Origin of the sequence: Dickeya sp. CFBP 2040, from assembly GCF_012273755.1 — a bacterium.
Classification (GTDB): Bacteria; Pseudomonadota; Gammaproteobacteria; order Enterobacterales; family Enterobacteriaceae; genus Dickeya; species Dickeya poaceiphila.
In genome coordinates this window covers 1-17,088 of the sequence record NZ_JAAVXH010000096.1, presented here as the reverse complement: position 1 = coordinate 17,088, position 17,088 = coordinate 1, and the positions used below count along the sequence as shown (strand labels likewise).

The window sequence follows — 17,088 nt, the reverse complement described above, 5'->3', positions numbered from 1 at the left end:
ACATGGAAACCTCTTCTCTATTAAACGCCGGGGTGCTGTTTCTGTTTGTCGCGGTATTGATGGTGCCGATTGCAGCGCGACTGGGGATTGGTGCCGTGTTGGGGTACTTGCTGGCCGGCATCGCCATCGGCCCGTGGGGATTGGGCTTTATTCGTGATGTGGAAGCCATTCTGCATTTTTCCGAGTTGGGCGTAGTGTTCCTGATGTTTATCATTGGTCTGGAGCTGGACCCCGCCAAGCTGTGGCGGTTGCGGCGGTCTATTTTCGGCACCGGTGCGGCGCAAGTGTTGTTGAGTGCCGTGCTGCTGGGCGGCGTGCTGTACTTGAGCCGGTTTTCCTGGCAGGCAGCAATGATTGGCGGCATTGGACTGGCGATGTCTTCCACCGCTATCGCACTGCAACTGATGCGTGAAAAGGGTATGAACCGCAACGAATCCGGCCAGCTCGGTTTTTCTGTGTTGTTGTTTCAGGATTTGGCGGTGATCCCGGCGTTGGCGTTGATTCCAGTGCTGGCGGGCGTGCAGGGTGAGCTGGATGACTGGCATCAGGTGATGCTGAAGGTGGTGGCGTTTGGTGGCATGTTGATTGGTGGCCGTTATCTGGTTCGCCCGTTGTTCCGCTTTATCGCGGCATCAGGGGTGCGGGAGGTGTTTACCGCCGCGTCGTTGTTGCTGGTACTCGGCTCTGCATTATTCATGGACGCGTTGGGTCTGTCGATGGCGCTCGGTACGTTTATTGCTGGTGTGCTGCTGGCAGAAAGCGAATACCGCCATGAACTGGAAATCGCCATTGAGCCGTTCAAGGGGCTGCTGCTGGGGCTATTCTTCATTTCGGTGGGGATGTCGCTCAACCTTGGCGTGCTGTACCTCAATATCCTGACGGTACTGGCAGGCGTGGCGATTCTGGTGGTGCTGAAAGGGCTGATTTTATATCTGCTGGCGTGGTTGTACGGGCTGCGTTCCTCTGAGCGTTTGCAGTTTGCCGGCGTGTTAAGTCAGGGCGGTGAATTTGCTTTTGTGCTGTTTTCCTCCGCTGCCACTTACAAAGTACTGAAAGGTTCACAATTACCGTTGCTGCTGGTGACGGTAACCCTGTCAATGATGGTGACGCCGCTCCTCATGACGCTTATCGATAAGATCTTGACGCATCGCTTTAACTATCAGGAGGAAGCGGATGAAGAACATTATGTGGAAAACGACCGTCCTCAGGTGATAGTGGTGGGATTTGGGCGTTTTGGGCAGGTTGTCGCACGTTTGTTGATGGCCAATAAAATGCGTATCACGGTATTGGATCGTGATATCAGCGCAGTACGGCTGATGCGCACTTACGGCTATAAAGTGTATTACGGTGACGCCACCCAACTTGAATTGCTGCGCGCCGCGGGCGCGGATCAGGCTCAGTCCATCGTGATTACCTGTGTGAATCCTGAGCACTCCATGTCGATTGTACATTTGTGTCAGCAGCATTTTCCTCATCTGGAGATTCTGGTGCGTGCCCGTGGGCGTGTGGAAGCACATGAGCTGCTAAAGGCGGGCGTAACGCAGTTCACACGCGAAACGTTCTCAAGTGCGCTGGAGTTGGGGCGAAAGACGCTGATCTCATTAGGTATGCATCCTCATCAGGCTTACCGGGCGCAGCAGCATTTCCGACGGCTCGACATGCGTATGCTGCGTGAACTGATGCCTCAGCACAAAGGTGATGTGACGCAGATTTCCCGCGTCAAGGAAGCGCGCCGCGAGCTGGAAGAGATCTTCGAGCGTGAAATGCAACGTGAGCGACGTAGGCCGGACGATTGGGACGAACACTAGATCTATAACACCAGGTCTATAACACCAGGTCTATAACACCGGGTGTATTGTGATAGGTGTGATAGGCCACAAATGCAGACCCTATAAAATGTGGGCCATATAAAAAACAGGGAGACGGGATAACCATGCGCAAACGTTTTATTGCTGGAGCGGTATGCCCGAAGTGCCATTCACAGGATACGCTGGCGGTGGGGCGCGAAGATGATGATGACGTCGTGGTGTGTGTGCACTGCGGTTATCAGCAGAGCCAGTCAGAAACGCCGCCGAAGTCCGTCACGCCGCCAACTGGTGAGATCATCGGTCTGTTTCGTCCGGAATAGATCGGTTATACGTTTCGACGTTATGGCTGCAAGCCTGTTGATTCACATTCTGGCCGGGAGCATACCGGATAGTTTTTTATACCGGACAGTTTTTTTATACCGGACAGTACATGGGGACGTTTTTCCGCTACAATTTGCGCAAATTGATTTCCAACGCTAGGAGATATCATGAAAGTAGCAAAAGACCTGGTGGTCAGCCTGGCCTATCAGGTACGTACGGAAGATGGTGTATTGGTTGATGAGTCTCCGGTGAGCGCACCGCTGGACTATCTGCACGGTCACGGTTCGCTGATTTCCGGTCTGGAAAAGGCGCTGGAAGGCCGCGATGTGGGCGAGCGTTTTGACGTCAGCGTCGGTGCTAACGATGCTTACGGCGAATACGACGACAATCTGGTTCAGCGCGTGCCGAAAGATGTATTTGTCGGTGTGGACGAACTGCAGGTTGGTATGCGTTTCCTGGCTGATACCGATCAGGGTCCAGTGCCGGTAGAAATTACCGAGGTGCAGGATGACCACGTGGTGGTTGATGGTAACCACATGCTGGCGGGCCAAAACCTGAAATTTAACGTGGAAGTGGTTGCCATCCGTGAAGCAACGGAAGAAGAGCTGGCACACGGCCATGTACACGGTGCGCACGACCACGATCATGACCACGAAGGCTGCTGTGGCGGCCACGGTCATGATCACGACCATGACCACGGTGGTAAAGGTGGTTGCGGTGGTCACGGTGGTTGCGGTTGCCACCACTGATTTGCCCTTCCCTTCAAGGCCGCTAATGCGGCCTTATTCTTGTTTTCTCTCCGGTTATTCTTTTCCCACCAGCATCGCATCTTGCGGCGCATTGTCGCGTTGGGTGCGGGTCATCAGGAAATAGCTGTAACCCATCAGCATCAGTACGATGAACAGGCCGCCAATCACCGGGTTGAACCATAGCATGGCGAGCAGACACACCACGGACAAGACCAGCGCGATAGCCGGGATGAACGGATAACCAGGCGCATGGAATGTGCGATGCAGGTCCGGTTCGCTGCGACGCAGACGAAACAGGCTCAGCATACTCATCATGTACATCACGTTGGCGCCGAATACGGCCATGGTGATCATCGCGGCGGTCAGGCTCATGCCTTGCAGGTTAATCCAGCTGTCGCTGAAGATGGTGGCGATGCCAATCACGCCACCGGTCAGAATAGCGCGGTGCGGCGTCTGGAAACGAGATAGTTTCGCCAGACCAGCGGGCAAATAACCGGCGCGGGCCAGCGCGAAGAACTGACGGGAATAGCCAAGGATAATGCCGTGGAAACTGGCAATCAGCCCGAACAGCCCTATCCACACCAGCATGTGCATCCAACCAGAGCTGGCTCCCACCACCGCTTTCATTGCCTGCGGCAGCGGATCGTTGATGTTGGACAAGGTGCGCCAGTCGCCCACGCCGCCGGCCATAATCATCACCCCAAGCGCCAGCACCACCAGCGTGATAATACCGCTGATGTAAGCTTTGGGGATGGTGCGCTGCGGGTCTTTGGCTTCTTCGGCAGCCATGGCGGCGCCTTCAATTGCCAGAAAGAACCAGATAGCAAAAGGAATGGCGGCGAAAATGCCGGAGATAGCCGTGCTGCCGAAATCATTGCTGCCGGCCCAGCCGTTGGCGACGAAGTGGCTGATGCTGAAACCGGGCGCGACCACACCCATGAATACCAGCAGCTCAATGACCGCCAGCACGGTGACAAACAATTCAAATATCGCCGCCAGTTTTACGCCCAGAATGTTTAGTGTCATGAAGATCAGGTAAGCGCCGGTAGCGGCGTAGCGTGGGTCCAGCGACGGATATTGCACGTTGAGGTAAGCGCCGATGGCCATCGCAATCGACGGCGGAGCGAACACGAACTCGATTAGGGTCGCCATGCCTGCAATCAGACCGCCGGTTTCGCCAAAGGCGCGACGGCTGTAGGCGAACGGGCCGCCGGCATGGGGAATGGCGGTGGTCAGCTCGGTAAAGCTGAAAATAAAGCAGGTATACATGGCGGCGATAATCAGAGTGGTGACGAGAAAACCGAGTGTTCCCGCCACGCCCCAGCCGTAACTCCAGCCGAAGTACTCGCCGGAAATCACCAGGCCGACGGCAATCCCCCACAGATGAAGCGTACCCAGAGTGGGTTTTAACTGCGTGGGTTTTAACTGCATTGTCATGACGGTCTCCCTTACAAGCAGCAATGCGAAAATAACTGCTTTCCATTACCGCTATTTATAAAAAAATCATGTGGTTATAAAAATCACCGAATGAGCGAGTGGCGTGGCTTTTTTCTGCAAACCTCTGCGAGGCAACGCTACCGGTTTCGATAATGCCGCTGACGGTTCGTCGGCGACTTGACATCCGCGCGGAGATTTTTGCGCTCTGCGGTCAAACAGGGAGGATTCGGCAGGTCCGTGTCGCGTACGGTCAAGTTGCGGCGTTGCGACGTCAAGCATCATCGCGGGAGTGATCACATCCTGAAGGCCTATCACCCGGATTCCACCCGGTTTGGCCCTCTTTGGATGAGATAACACCTATGGCAGAACAGGACACGGCAGAACAGCACATGGCAGAACAATACGATACCCTTGATAACACCACGCTGGATCACCTGGCCGCACTGGCTATGCAACGTTACCCGTCAGCACTGCAGGGGCAGCTCAGCCTGCTGTGTCGCTCAGAAAATGCGACCTATCGACTGGTCGCGGGCGGTCAACGCTATGCGATGCGTATTCACCGACCTGGTTATCATCAACGTGAAGAGATTGCCGGCGAACTGGCCTGGCTGGAGGCGCTGCGGGAAGAGGGAATCACGGTGCCGCAGGCGTTGACCGGGCTGGATGGCGAAACGGTGCAAACGGTGACGATGGCCGATGGCACGGTGCGTAATGTGGTGCTGTTCCATTGGATTGAGGGTGAAATGCCGACGACGGCAGTCGATGCTCACGCTTTTGAGCAACTGGGTATGATCACCGCCCGCCTGCACCAACATAGCCGCCGCTGGGTCCCCCCTGCTGGCTTTCGTCGGCTGGTGTGGGACCATGACACTATGGTAGGGCCGCACGGTCACTGGGGACGCTGGCAGGATGCACCCAACCTGAATGTGCAAGACCACGGCATCATTGAAGAAACGCTGGCGCAGGTACGCGAAGCGCTGACGCTCTACGGCAAGGATCGCCAGCGTTATGGCTTGATTCATGCGGATTTGCGCCTGACCAACTTGCTGCTGCAAAACGGCGAAACCAGAGTGATTGACTTTGATGATTGCGGCTTTAGCTGGTATCTGCACGATCTGGCGGCAGCGATCAGTTTTGTGGAGCATCATCCCAGCGCGCCTGCATGGGTGGAAGGTTGGCTCAATGGCTATCAGCGTGTATGTCCACTTGGCGAGGTGGATAGGGCGGTGATTCCATCGCTGTTGATCCAGCGTCGTATTCAGTTGATGGCCTGGGCTGGCTCGCATAGTCAGACTGAACAGGCCATGAGTATGGGAACCGACTGGAGTAGCCACACCGTGCGGTTGTGTCGTCGTTATCTGGAGCAAGCGGCGTTGCCGGTTGGCGCCTGAACCGACCAGTGCGGCAACTGCACCATGACCGCGCACGCTGTGATCGCCATGGTGCTGTTCTGTTTTGCGATGCTATTTAGATCAATGGCTTGTGAATGGTATGAAATTTGCAGGTTTATGTGATTGGGTAGGCTGAGTGAGGCAGGAGTCATGGAAACTACATCTTTTCGGCTGCCGCCGGTCGCCGGGTTGTCCAGTGGGCATCGGGGCGTGCTGGCCGCCGCGGCATCAGGTCTTACCGATTTTATCGGTGAAAAAGGTGGTGATGCGGATCGTATTCTGGGCATCAGTGGTATCAACCCGGAGTTATTGGCCAGCCCGACGCTGAGTGTCGGGCTGGTGAATTATTGTCGGGTGCTGGAAGAGGCTGCCCGCTATTCGGACTGCGATAATTTCGGGCTGCATTATGGTCGGCAGTTCAAGCCCCAGGCGCTGGGGTTGATAGGCTATGTTGGGTTATGCAGTGCCACTCTGGAGCAGGCATTGCATAACGTAGTCAATGCCTTTCCCTTTCATCAACACGATACGCTGATTCGTCTGGTGGATAAGGGGGATTGCTGGCGTTTTGATTATCAGGTGCGTCATGGCGCTATCCTGCATTGCCGTCAGGATGCGGAACTGACGCTGGGGATGATGTTGAACCTGATTCGTCATGCTGCAGGCAAAAACTGGGCGCCGCGGGAAGTGCATTTTGAACATCCCCGTCCCGAACAGTGGCATGAGCACTGTAAAGCGTTTGATGCGCCGGTGTATTTCGATCAACCGTTCAATTCGCTGCTGATCCCCAAGCGTGATGTGATGAGAGCCATGCCGGATCATGACCCTCTGTTGCTGCTGGTGGTTCAGGATGCTCTGCGTCGGCTTAACAATGACGCTCCTCAGCAGAGCGTCGTGGACCTGGCGCGTGCCCGGTTACGTCAGGTGTTGCCGCAAGGCGAGCCGTCACTGGAAGAGGTGGCGGAAAACATCGGCTTATCGAGCTGGTCGTTACAACGTCGATTGAAAGAAGAAGGTATGACTTTCACCCAACTGGTGGAGAAAGTGCGTTGCGAGATGGCAACCCACTATTTGCAACAACGCCAGCTGTCAATTTCCGAGATGGCATTTCTGCTGGGTTACTCTGAAGTTAGCGCGTTTTCCCGTGCCTTTCGTCGTTGGTTTGGCATCAGCCCACGGCAGTGGCGTAAGGCATAGCGGTGGTGGTTGCGCTTGCCGGTATCAATAATGCGGTGGCGGCGTTTCTTCTGCCTGCGAGGCAATCATCGAGGGTGACGCCGCTCGTAGTTTTTCGGTTAGCAGCCGCAACTGTTCGCGTAGCCGGGTCATTTCCAACTCGTGTTGTACGACAGTCTGGTTCAGTTCTTCAATGGTGATCTCCTGAAAAGCCTGGCGACTTTCCAGTAATTCGAGCCGTTGTTCCAGTTGTGACAGTGGCATCGTTTTTCCTCCCATGCAATGAGCGCAAAGTGTGTCAGAAAGCGGAGCGTTCTGGTAGTAAAACCACACGCAGTGGGGCATATATCCTGAGATTCGGAATTTTTCGCTATCCGATGCGGCGCGTCGTTGTATTGTCTTCACGCGCAACGTTATAGTAGCTGCGAAATTTAATGTTGCCGGGGCATGGTGCTCCGAATGTTGGAGAGACGGATGAAATCACTATTTAAAGTCACACTGCTGACGGCAGCTATGGGACTGGCGTTGAGTACGGGGGTTATGGCGGCGGATGAGGCCAAGACCACTGATGCAGCAGCGGCAACGTCTGCCCCTGCCCCTGCGGATGCAGCGAAAGTTGCAGCGGGTAAGTTTAAAAGCGATGAAGAAGCAGCCGCGTACGCTCTGGGCGCTTCATTGGGTCGCTACATGGATAATTCCCTGAAGGAACAGGAAAAACTGGGTATCAAACTGGATAAGCAACAGTTGATCCAGGGGGTTCAGGATGCGTTTGCTGATAAGAGCAAATTGTCTGATGAGGAAATCGAAAAAACCCTGCAGGCGTTTGAAGGCCAGGTGAAGGCTGCTGCTCAGGCTAAAATGCAGCAGGATGCCAAAGATAACGCTGACAAAGGCACCAAATACCGTGATGCCTTCGCCAAAGAAAAAGGCGTGAAGAAAACCGAATCCGGTCTGCTTTATCAGGTAGAGAAGGAAGGGACCGGTGCAGCACCTAAAGACAGCGATACTGTAGTCGTGAACTACAAAGGTACGCTGGTTGATGGTAGCGAGTTCGATAACTCCTACAAACGCGGCGAACCGCTCTCTTTCCGTCTGGACGGCGTTATTCCTGGCTGGACCGAAGGTCTCAAGCACGTGAAAAAAGGCGGCAAGATCAAGCTGGTTATCCCGCCGGCGCTAGCTTACGGCGAAGCAGGCGTGCCGGGGATCGCACCTAATTCTACGCTGGTGTTTGATGTTGAACTGCTGGACATCAAATCAGGTGCTGACGCCAAAGGCGCTGCGCCGAAAGCGGAAAAACCGGCTGACGACAAGGCGAAGAAAGCCGCGCAGTAATTGGCTGACTGCCGCCGTGCATGTTGTAATACCGCCGCTCATTCGAGTCGGCGGTATTTTTTTGCTCTGACAGACGTCTGAAATATGTCGTGGGTGTAGGCGAGCGATCCGGTCAGGCGACGTTGTCTTCGCTGCCGATGATCTCATGGATGTGGCGTTTGAAAACAACACGCGCCTGGGTGCCGGGACGATCACGTCGGTTTTCCAGAAAGAATTCACCATGATGCAACTGCACGATGCGGGTGACGATACTCAGCCCAAGGCCGATGCCGCCATAGCGGGTATCCATGCGCACAAACGCTTTGGTCAGTTCCCCCACCTGAGATTCGTTGATGCCTGGTCCCTCGTCTAAGACGCTCAATTCACAACCGCCGTCGGGGTGATCGGCCACTCTGATGATAATCGTGCTGCGTTCAGGACCGTACCGGTAGGCGTTTTCCACCAGATTGCGGAGCAGTAACTGCAGTAGCGTGGCATTGCCCGGCACGGTGACGTCTTGCGTCTCTGACTGCCAGTCGAGCTGTTGATGCCGTATGGTCGCCATTTCCTCCAGTTCTTCTTGCTTTGGCATAATCACATCATCAACCAGTGACACGGGTTCGTAGTGGCCAGCGGCGATTTCGTTACCGACCCGCGCCAGCAACAGAAGTTGTTCGATGGTTTTGGTTAAATGATCGACGCGTTTGATTAACGGCTGGCAGTCGATATGGTGCATTTGTTCATGTAATTCCAGACTCAGCCGGATGCCTGCCAACGGGGTACGCAACTCATGCGCGACGTTTGAGGCGAAGAGTCGATCACGGCGCAACGATTCGCTAAAGCGCGCAAACAACTGGTTCATACTAGCGATGACAGCCGCAATTTCGGTGACATCGCTGCGTTGTTCTAACGGGTCTAGGTTTTCGGCGGTGCGGTTGTGCAATTCTTCCCGCAGTGTCAGGAGTGGTCTGGTGATGCGGTTGACAGCATGGGTGCACATAACCAGAGAAGCGATAATCATCATCAGGCTGGGAAGACTTAATGAAGCAATCGCCTCATTAATTTCGAATTCAATGTCACTGTTGAGAGATTTGGCCGTCAGCGTCTGTTCTACCAGCAATTCTATCTGCTCTTTGCTCTCATGCCAGAGCCAGACAACGCTTATCAACTGGCAGGCCAAAAGAATGCAGCCTAATGTCAGGATAAGCTGGGTACGAATGCTTACGGTGGCGCGTTCTAATGAGGCGGAATGAGAGATATGGCTCATGTCTGGTCACCCTTGGTCAGCAGGTAGCCGAAGCCGCGCAGGGTTTTGATGCGATTTTTGCCGATCTTCTGCCGCAGGTTGTGGATGTGGACTTCGAGAGAATTGGATGAGGGGTCGTCGTCCCAACTGTAAAGGTCTTGATGCAGCACTTCGCGGTGAACTTGTGAACCGGCCTTGAGAATCAACCGGGACAGAATGGCGAATTCCTTCGGCGTCAGCACAATCGGTTTATCATCCAGCATGACTTGTTGATTGTTGAGATCGAGCGTGATGTTATCTACCCGAATCCAACTGTCGCTGGACCCCTGGTGACGGCGGATTAATGCACGGACCCGCGCCTGAAACTCGTTCAGTGCAAAGGGTTTTATCATGTAATCGTCAGCGCCGACATCCAGCCCGGTGACGCGATCATCCACGGTGTCGCGGGCTGTCAGAATTAACACCGGTTGCTGGTAATTGCTCCGGCGCCAGCGGCCCAGCAAAGTGAGGCCGTCTTCGTCCGGTAATCCCAGATCCAGCACCACCAGACTGTAGTGGGCGCTGTTGATGAGGGCATCCGCTTCTTTGGCGGTAGAGGCGCAATCGCAGACATATCCTTCGTTGCGCATTGCCTGCAATAGTCCTTCCTGTAACAACGCATCATCTTCAACAATCAACAGTTTCATGAAGTGCCCCGACACGGTTGAAGGATATCAAGCGGTGCCTGATATTCCTTGGTCGCAATGTTAAACATGCCCAGAACGGTATGGAAAAGATTGTCCTGAGAAAAACGCTGCTGGCTGGCTTGTCTGCGCATACAACTGTCATTGATGGCAAACTGCTGCTGGTAGCCGCCGGAAAACCACATCAGCATCGGAATATGAGTTTGCTGTGTGGGCGCTACCGCGTATGGCATACTGTGCAGATAAAGCCCGTCCTCGCCCAGTGATTCGCCATGGTCGGAAAGATAAACCAAAGCGGTGTTAAATTTATCCTGATGCCCTTTCAATACATTAATTGCCTTATCAACAATATAGTCTACGTAGAGAATCGTATTATCGTAAGTATTAATTAATGATTCCTGCGAGCATGTCTGGATTTGATTGGTATCACAAGTCGGCGTGAATTTTCGAAAAGCGTCCGGGTAACGTTGATAGTAAGCTGGCCCGTGGCTACCTATTGTGTGTAGCACGATGATGCCGTCGTTGTTCAACTGGTTGATATAGTCGTCCACGCCGTTGAACAAGACCTCATCGTGACACTCACCATCAAGACATTGTCCAGGCAGATTCAGTGTAGTGGCATCCAGAGTCGGCACGCGAGCGCAGGCACCTTTACAGCCGGCGTCGTTCTCCTGCCAGCGTACGCTGACGCCCGCGTGTCGCAGAATATCCAGCAATCCTTCCTGATGGGCAGCCAGTTGCTCATCATAGCCGGTGCGCGGCATACCGGAAAACATGCAGGGAACGGAAACCCCAGTAGAGGTGCCGCAGGATGTTGTCTGGCTAAAATAAACCACATTATCGTTGGTCAACCGCGGATTGGTGGGTTTGCTGTAGCCGCCGAGTGAAAAGTTCTCGGCGCGAGAGGTTTCTCCTACCACCAGAATCACCAGATTTTTTTTGGTATTGTCGGCAGGCACGTTTTTATGTGCATCCAGACCAATTTGCACTAACGGTAAATTGGCCTGTGCGTGATGACGATAATAAGAAATACTGGCGAGAATAATATTACTAGGGGTCAGTGATTTTACCAGCTCCTTATTATTTCGCATGAGTGACGCGTAATCTTTATAGAAAAAAGTAGCGACCAGTATAATTGCAATAATCGACAACATAATGCTGAAACAGCGAGACCCGATGGCTATCCAGCTTAACGGCGTCGGTCGAATTTTAACCCATAGCGCAGCCAGTGCCGGTAAGATGCCCAGTAGCGTCAACCAGAGCACATATTGTGGCGTCACCAACGCCATAGATTCTGCCATGTTGGTTTCGAACACGTTCTGCATCATGGTACGGTCGATGATGATGCCGTAATTAATCATGAAATACTGTACTGCGGCGCCACCTGTTAGCATCAGGGCGACAATCCCCTGACGCAGCCAGGGAATAATCAGTAATGTGAAGAAAATATTGAGCACGGCGAAAATAACGATGGGCATGGTTGCCAGGAATAATCCATTCCACCAGGAATCGGTAATGACCAGTTGTAAAGCCTGGCGGTAATAGGCGATATTTTGTATCAGGGTAATGAAGGCCGCGAACACCAGATTATAGGTAAAACTACTCCAAACAGGGCGAGACGGGCAGGCAATTTTGAACATTGTGGGAAAGCCATCCATGCGGGACAAATAAAGTTTGTCGCACTCTAAAACGCATAAATTAACCCAACCTCAAGAAGGAATACAGCCCCCCGTCGCTCTCGAAATACAAAGGACGACGCAAGGGTTATTTGGTAGACTGCAATCCTGTCGATACGATGATAAATGACGTTGAAGGTGGTGCCTGCCATGTCTACTTCGCTTGTTACTGGCGAATCTAATGATCTAGATTTGCTGGATCAGCGTCCGTTCACACAGACGGATTATGAAATCCTGAAATCGTATGAAGCCGTGGTTGACGGCCTGGCGATGCTTATCGGTGATCATTGCGAGATTGTGCTGCACTCGTTAGACGACCTGAAATGCTCAGCGGTCCGTATCGCCAATGGCGAGCATACCGGACGCAAAATCGGCTCGCCCATTACTGATCTGGCGTTGCGCATGTTGCATGATATGGCAGGCGAAGACAGCAGCGTTTCCAGAGCGTATTTCACCCGCGCCAAAAGCGGCGTATTGATGAAGTCGGTGACCATCGCCATCCGAAATCGTGAACAGCGCGTCATCGGGCTGTTGTGCATCAATATGAATCTCGACGTTCCCTTCTCGCAGATCATGCAGACTTTCTTGCCGCCTGAAATCAAGGAAGTGGCATCTTCCGTCAACTTCGCGTCTTCGGTGGATGAACTGGTGGCGCAGACGCTGGAGTTCACCATTGAAGAGGTGAATGCCGATCGCAATGTTTCCAACAATGCCAAGAACCGCCAGATTGTGCTGAACCTTTATGAAAAAGGCATCTTTGATATTAAAGACGCCATCAATCAGGTGGCGGATAGGCTGAATATTTCCAAGCACACTGTCTATCTTTACATCCGCCAGTTCAAGAGCGGTGATTTCAGCGGGCATGATCGTTAATGCTAAGTTACTGCCTGTTGGTGACCGGCCCCGCCTATGGCACGCAGCAAGCCAGCAGCGCATTTCAGTTCGCGCAGGCTTTGCTGGCACAAGGGCATGAGTTGCAAAGCGTTTTCTTTTACCGTGAAGGGGTGCTTAACGCCAACCAACTGACTGCGCCGGCTAACGACGAGTTTGATCTGGTCCGGGCCTGGCAGCAACTGGCGCAAGCTCATCAGGTGGCGCTGAACGTGTGTGTCGCCGCAGCGTTGCGTCGCGGCGTGACTGACGCACAGCAGGCGGAACAGTTGCATCTGGCAGGGGCGAACCTTCAGTCAGGATTTACCCTGAGTGGGCTAGGCGAACTGTCGCAGTCGGTACTGCACTGTGATCGCGTCGTTCAGTTTTAGTCATGGGGAAAAACAGAATGAAGCGCGTTGCTTTTGTATTTACCCAGGCGCCTCATGGTTCGGCTGCCGGCAGAGAAGGGTTGGACGCGCTGTTGGCAATGTCGGCGCTGACTGATGATATTGGCGTCTTTTTTATCGCTGACGGCGTATTCCAGCTTTTGCCTAACCAGCGACCAGATCTGATCCTGATGCGCAATTATATTGCGACTTTTGGGGTGCTGGCGTTGTATGACGTTGAACGCTGTTATGTCTGCGAGGCGTCGCTTAGTCAGCGTGGCTTGTCTGCGGACACCCCCTGGGTACTGGACGTAGAACCGCTGGCGGCTGATGCGCTGCGCGCTACGTTGAATACTTACGATACTGTGCTGACCTTTTGACCGGTGGTCCCATGCTACATACTCTGGCGCATTCGCCTTACCATACCGATCTGGATGCGTTGCTGCGTAATGTTGGCGAAAGCGATGCTATTTTGTTGCTGCAAGATGGCGTCATCGCCGCGTTAAGCGGGGCCCCCTTTGGTGAACGTCTATTGTCTTCTGGCGCTACGGTATATGCCTTGCAAGAGGATGTCGTCGCGCGCGGACTTTCTGACCAAATTACCACCACAATTATACTGATTGACTATACTCAATTCGTGCAATTAACAGCTCTGCATTCCCGGCAACTGGCCTGGTAATTTCGCATTTTTGTATATTTCTTGACTCCTTACCCGGCCAGCCCTAAAATTCTGCGTCCTCATACTTTGCCTCTGTCTAAGTATGAGGTGATTTATTACGTGTTTACGAAGCAAAAACCAGGAGCTTTTTGAATGGCAACAATTAACCAGCTGGTACGCAAACCACGCTCCCTGAAGGTTGCTAAGAGCAACGTTCCGGCGCTGGAAGCCTGCCCGCAGAAACGTGGCGTATGTACCCGTGTATATACCACCACCCCGAAAAAACCGAACTCCGCACTGCGTAAAGTTTGCCGTGTTCGTTTAACCAACGGTTTTGAAGTTACCTCTTATATTGGCGGTGAAGGTCATAACCTGCAGGAGCACTCCGTGATCCTGATCCGTGGCGGTCGTGTTAAAGACCTGCCAGGTGTGCGTTACCACACCGTTCGTGGCGCGCTGGACTGCTCTGGTGTTAAAGACCGTAAGCAATCCCGTTCCAAATACGGCGTGAAGAAGCCCAAGGCTTAATGGTTCTCCGTTAAGTAAGGCCAAACGTTTTAACTTTAATGTCAAACTAAACTCGTAGAGTTTTGGACAATCCTGAATTAACAACGGAGTATTTCCATGCCACGTCGTCGCGTCATTGGTCAGCGTAAAATTCTGCCGGATCCGAAGTTCGGATCAGAACTGCTGGCTAAATTTGTTAATATCCTGATGGTAGATGGTAAAAAATCTACTGCAGAATCAATTGTCTATACCGCGCTGGAGACCCTGGCTCAGCGTTCTGGTAAAGACCACCTGGAAGCCTTTGAAGCAGCACTGGACAACGTGCGCCCGACTGTCGAAGTTAAGTCGCGTCGTGTTGGTGGTTCTACTTATCAGGTTCCAGTTGAAGTTCGTCCGGTTCGTCGCAATGCTCTGGCTATGCGTTGGATCGTTGAAGCTGCTCGTAAACGCGGTGATAAATCCATGGCTTTGCGCCTGGCGAACGAACTTTCTGATGCAGCAGACAACAAAGGTACTGCTGTGAAGAAACGTGAAGACGTTCACCGTATGGCTGAAGCCAACAAGGCGTTCGCTCACTACCGCTGGTAATCCCTGCGTAGACGTTAATACCCTGGCGGGCGCTAAAAGGCTGACCCGCCTGGGTTTACTACTTTGAACGCCCTAGGAATAGAGGAAACAAATGGCTCGTACAACACCCATTGCGCGCTATCGTAATATCGGTATCAGCGCACACATCGACGCCGGTAAGACCACCACTACGGAACGTATTCTGTTCTACACCGGTGTGAACCACAAAATCGGTGAAGTTCATGATGGCGCCGCCACCATGGACTGGATGGAGCAGGAACAAGAGCGTGGTATCACCATTACCTCCGCTGCGACCACTGCCTTCTGGTCTGGTATGGCTAAGCAGTATGAACCGCATCGCATCAACATCATCGATACCCCAGGGCACGTTGACTTCACTATCGAAGTAGAACGTTCCATGCGTGTTCTGGATGGCGCCGTCATGGTTTACTGTGCGGTAGGTGGTGTTCAGCCGCAGTCTGAAACCGTATGGCGTCAGGCAAACAAATACAAAGTTCCGCGTATCGCGTTCGTTAACAAAATGGACCGTATGGGCGCGAACTTCCTGAAGGTTGTTGACCAGATTAAAGTGCGTCTGGGTGCTAATCCGGTTCCGTTGCAACTGGCTATTGGCGCTGAAGAAGCGTTCACCGGTGTTGTTGACCTGGTGAAAATGAAAGCCATCAACTGGAACGAAGCAGACCAGGGTACTACCTTCGTTTACGAAGATATCCCGGCTGACATGCAGGACTTGGCTGCTGAATGGCACCAGAATCTGATCGAGTCTGCGGCAGAAGCCTCTGAAGAGCTGATGGAAAAATACCTGGGCGGCGAAGAGCTGACCGAGGAAGAGATCAAAAAAGCACTGCGTCAGCGTGTATTGAACAACGAAATCATTTTGGTTACCTGTGGTTCTGCGTTCAAGAACAAAGGTGTTCAGGCAATGCTGGATGCCGTTATTGATTACCTGCCTGCGCCGACCGATGTTCCGGCAATCAAAGGTATTCTGGACGACGGTAAAGACACGCCGGCTGAGCGTCATGCCAGCGATGACGAACCGTTCTCTGCACTGGCGTTCAAAATCGCAACCGACCCGTTTGTGGGTAACCTGACGTTCTTCCGCGTGTACTCCGGCGTAGTTAACTCCGGCGACACCGTGCTGAACTCAGTGAAATCCGAGCGTGAGCGTTTTGGCCGTATCGTTCAGATGCACGCTAACAAGCGTGAAGAGATTAAAGAAGTTCGCGCAGGCGACATCGCCGCTGCTATCGGTCTGAAAGATGTGATCACCGGTGACACCCTGTGTAATCCGGATCATCCGATCATTCTGGAACGTATGGAATTCCCGGAACCGGTTATCTCCATCGCGGTAGAACCGAAAACCAAAGCTGACCAGGAAAAAATGGGTCTGGCTCTGGGCCGTCTGGCGAAGGAAGACCCGTCTTTCCGCGTATGGACTGACGAAGAATCCAACCAGACCATTATTGCAGGTATGGGTGAATTGCACCTGGACATCATCGTTGACCGTATGAAGCGCGAATTCAACGTGGAAGCCAACGTGGGTAAACCGCAGGTTGCTTACCGTGAAGCGATTCGCTCTAAAGTTACCGATGTTGAAGGTAAACATGCCAAGCAGTCTGGTGGTCGTGGTCAGTACGGTCATGTTGTTATCGACATGTACCCACTGGAACCTGGCTCAAATCCGAAAGGTTATGAGTTCGTTAACGATATCAAAGGCGGTGTAATTCCTGGCGAATATATCCCGGCTGTTGATAAAGGCATCCAGGAACAGTTGAAAGCCGGTCCGCTGGCTGGCTTCCCGGTAGTCGATCTCGGCGTTCGTCTGCATTTCGGTTCTTACCATGACGTTGACTCCTCTGAGTTGGCGTTTAAACTGGCCGCTTCTATTGCCTTTAAAGCTGCGTTCAGTAAAGCGAATCCTGTTCTGCTTGAGCCGATCATGAAGGTTGAAGTAGAAACGCCGGAAGAGAACACTGGTGACGTCATCGGTGACCTGAGCCGCCGTCGTGGTATGCTGCGTGGTCAAGAATCTAACGTTACCGGCGTTGTGATTCACGCTGAAGTTCCGCTGTCTGAAATGTTCGGATATGCGACTCAGCTGCGTTCTCTGACCAAAGGTCGTGCTTCTTACTCCATGGAGTTCCTGAAGTACGATGACGCTCCGAACAACGTTGCTCAGGCTGTTATTGAAGCCCGTAGCAAGTAATTCGAGTTTAACAACACATTGATCCCGTGCTCTCTCCGTAAGGGGGAGAGCATTTGAGTAAGGAATATAGCC

General features: G+C 53.0%; 18 protein-coding genes. 13 read left to right on the top strand and 5 right to left on the bottom strand.

The features are described from left to right. Positions 1 to 2: 2 nt before the first annotated feature. From kefB to slyD, 3 genes are all read left to right on the top strand, one after another. Entirely contained in the window at positions 3 to 1,808 is a 1,806-nt protein-coding gene (gene kefB / locus Dpoa2040_RS14655) for a glutathione-regulated potassium-efflux system protein KefB (RefSeq protein WP_168641728.1), read from the top strand. A 125-nt stretch (positions 1,809 to 1,933) separates the two neighbouring features. Then, on the top strand, positions 1,934 to 2,128 hold the full coding sequence (locus Dpoa2040_RS14650; RefSeq protein ID WP_042873137.1) for a YheV family putative zinc ribbon protein: 195 nt from the start codon (positions 1,934 to 1,936) through the stop codon (positions 2,126 to 2,128). 168 nt (positions 2,129 to 2,296) lie between these two features. After that, entirely contained in the window at positions 2,297 to 2,878 is a 582-nt protein-coding gene (gene slyD / locus Dpoa2040_RS14645; RefSeq protein WP_042873133.1) for a peptidylprolyl isomerase, read from the top strand. 54 nt (positions 2,879 to 2,932) lie between these two features. On the opposite strand, the gene eat is transcribed toward slyD, so the two are convergent. Continuing rightward, positions 2,933 to 4,315 (bottom strand): ethanolamine permease, encoded by a 1,383-nt coding sequence (gene eat, locus Dpoa2040_RS14640; protein WP_168641727.1) that lies wholly within the window; start codon positions 4,313 to 4,315, stop codon positions 2,933 to 2,935. A gap of 359 nt (positions 4,316 to 4,674) precedes the next feature. Here eat and Dpoa2040_RS14635 point away from each other — a divergent pair, with 359 nt between their 5' ends. Together Dpoa2040_RS14635 and Dpoa2040_RS14630 are read left to right on the top strand one after the other, a co-directional pair. Further along, positions 4,675 to 5,706, top strand: coding sequence for a phosphotransferase enzyme family protein (locus Dpoa2040_RS14635; RefSeq protein ID WP_246867313.1), 1,032 nt, complete (start codon positions 4,675 to 4,677; stop codon positions 5,704 to 5,706). Between the two features lie 150 nt (positions 5,707 to 5,856). Further along, positions 5,857 to 6,900 carry an AraC family transcriptional regulator gene (locus Dpoa2040_RS14630; protein WP_168641726.1) on the top strand — a complete coding sequence of 348 codons (1,044 nt, stop codon included), beginning with the start codon at positions 5,857 to 5,859 and terminating at the stop codon, positions 6,898 to 6,900. Between the two features lie 24 nt (positions 6,901 to 6,924). Here Dpoa2040_RS14630 and Dpoa2040_RS14625 read toward each other — a convergent pair whose 3' ends face one another. After that, the gene (locus tag Dpoa2040_RS14625) at positions 6,925 to 7,143 is read right to left on the bottom strand and encodes a protein SlyX (RefSeq protein ID WP_042873128.1); all 219 of its coding nucleotides are present in this window, start codon (positions 7,141 to 7,143) and stop codon (positions 6,925 to 6,927) included. A gap of 210 nt (positions 7,144 to 7,353) precedes the next feature. Here Dpoa2040_RS14625 and fkpA point away from each other — a divergent pair, with 210 nt between their 5' ends. After that, on the top strand, positions 7,354 to 8,214 hold the full coding sequence (gene fkpA, locus Dpoa2040_RS14620; RefSeq protein ID WP_042873126.1) for an FKBP-type peptidyl-prolyl cis-trans isomerase: 861 nt from the start codon (positions 7,354 to 7,356) through the stop codon (positions 8,212 to 8,214). A gap of 112 nt (positions 8,215 to 8,326) precedes the next feature. On the opposite strand, the gene pmrB is transcribed toward fkpA, so the two are convergent. The 3 genes from pmrB to eptA are packed head-to-tail and all read right to left on the bottom strand — an operon-like array spanning position 8,327 to position 11,762. Next, positions 8,327 to 9,460 (bottom strand): two-component system sensor histidine kinase PmrB, encoded by a 1,134-nt coding sequence (pmrB, locus tag Dpoa2040_RS14615; RefSeq protein ID WP_168641725.1) that lies wholly within the window; start codon positions 9,458 to 9,460, stop codon positions 8,327 to 8,329. Further along, entirely contained in the window at positions 9,457 to 10,125 is a 669-nt protein-coding gene (gene pmrA, locus Dpoa2040_RS14610) for a two-component system response regulator PmrA (RefSeq protein WP_042873122.1), read from the bottom strand. The genes pmrB and pmrA overlap by 4 nt, the downstream gene beginning before the upstream one ends. After that, on the bottom strand, positions 10,122 to 11,762 hold the full coding sequence (gene eptA, locus Dpoa2040_RS14605; RefSeq protein WP_168641724.1) for a phosphoethanolamine transferase EptA: 1,641 nt from the start codon (positions 11,760 to 11,762) through the stop codon (positions 10,122 to 10,124). Before eptA ends, pmrA begins: the two co-directional genes overlap by 4 nt. A 186-nt stretch (positions 11,763 to 11,948) precedes the next feature. Between eptA and Dpoa2040_RS14600 the strand changes: the two genes are divergently transcribed. The 7 genes from Dpoa2040_RS14600 (at position 11,949) to fusA (ending at position 17,016) form a co-directional block, all read left to right on the top strand. After that, positions 11,949 to 12,671 (top strand): transcriptional regulator, encoded by a 723-nt coding sequence (locus tag Dpoa2040_RS14600; protein ID WP_042873120.1) that lies wholly within the window; start codon positions 11,949 to 11,951, stop codon positions 12,669 to 12,671. Beyond that, the gene (tusD, locus tag Dpoa2040_RS14595) at positions 12,671 to 13,060 is read left to right on the top strand and encodes a sulfurtransferase complex subunit TusD (RefSeq protein WP_168641723.1); all 390 of its coding nucleotides are present in this window, start codon (positions 12,671 to 12,673) and stop codon (positions 13,058 to 13,060) included. The genes Dpoa2040_RS14600 and tusD overlap by 1 nt, the downstream gene beginning before the upstream one ends. Positions 13,061 to 13,077: 17 nt before the next feature. After that, complete coding sequence (tusC, locus tag Dpoa2040_RS14590) at positions 13,078 to 13,437, top strand: sulfurtransferase complex subunit TusC (protein ID WP_042873117.1); 360 nt, start codon at positions 13,078 to 13,080, stop codon at positions 13,435 to 13,437. Positions 13,438 to 13,448: 11 nt separating this feature from the next. Further along, complete coding sequence (tusB, locus tag Dpoa2040_RS14585) at positions 13,449 to 13,736, top strand: sulfurtransferase complex subunit TusB (protein ID WP_168641722.1); 288 nt, start codon at positions 13,449 to 13,451, stop codon at positions 13,734 to 13,736. A gap of 132 nt (positions 13,737 to 13,868) precedes the next feature. Next, a complete protein-coding gene (gene rpsL, locus Dpoa2040_RS14580) occupies positions 13,869 to 14,243 on the top strand; it encodes a 30S ribosomal protein S12 (RefSeq protein ID WP_012768095.1) in 375 nt (124 codons plus the stop codon). Positions 14,244 to 14,339: 96 nt separating this feature from the next. Continuing rightward, on the top strand, positions 14,340 to 14,810 hold the full coding sequence (gene rpsG / locus Dpoa2040_RS14575; RefSeq protein ID WP_042873114.1) for a 30S ribosomal protein S7: 471 nt from the start codon (positions 14,340 to 14,342) through the stop codon (positions 14,808 to 14,810). Between the two features lie 91 nt (positions 14,811 to 14,901). Continuing rightward, positions 14,902 to 17,016, top strand: coding sequence for an elongation factor G (gene fusA, locus Dpoa2040_RS14570; RefSeq protein WP_146411007.1), 2,115 nt, complete (start codon positions 14,902 to 14,904; stop codon positions 17,014 to 17,016). Positions 17,017 to 17,088 lie beyond the last annotated feature (72 nt).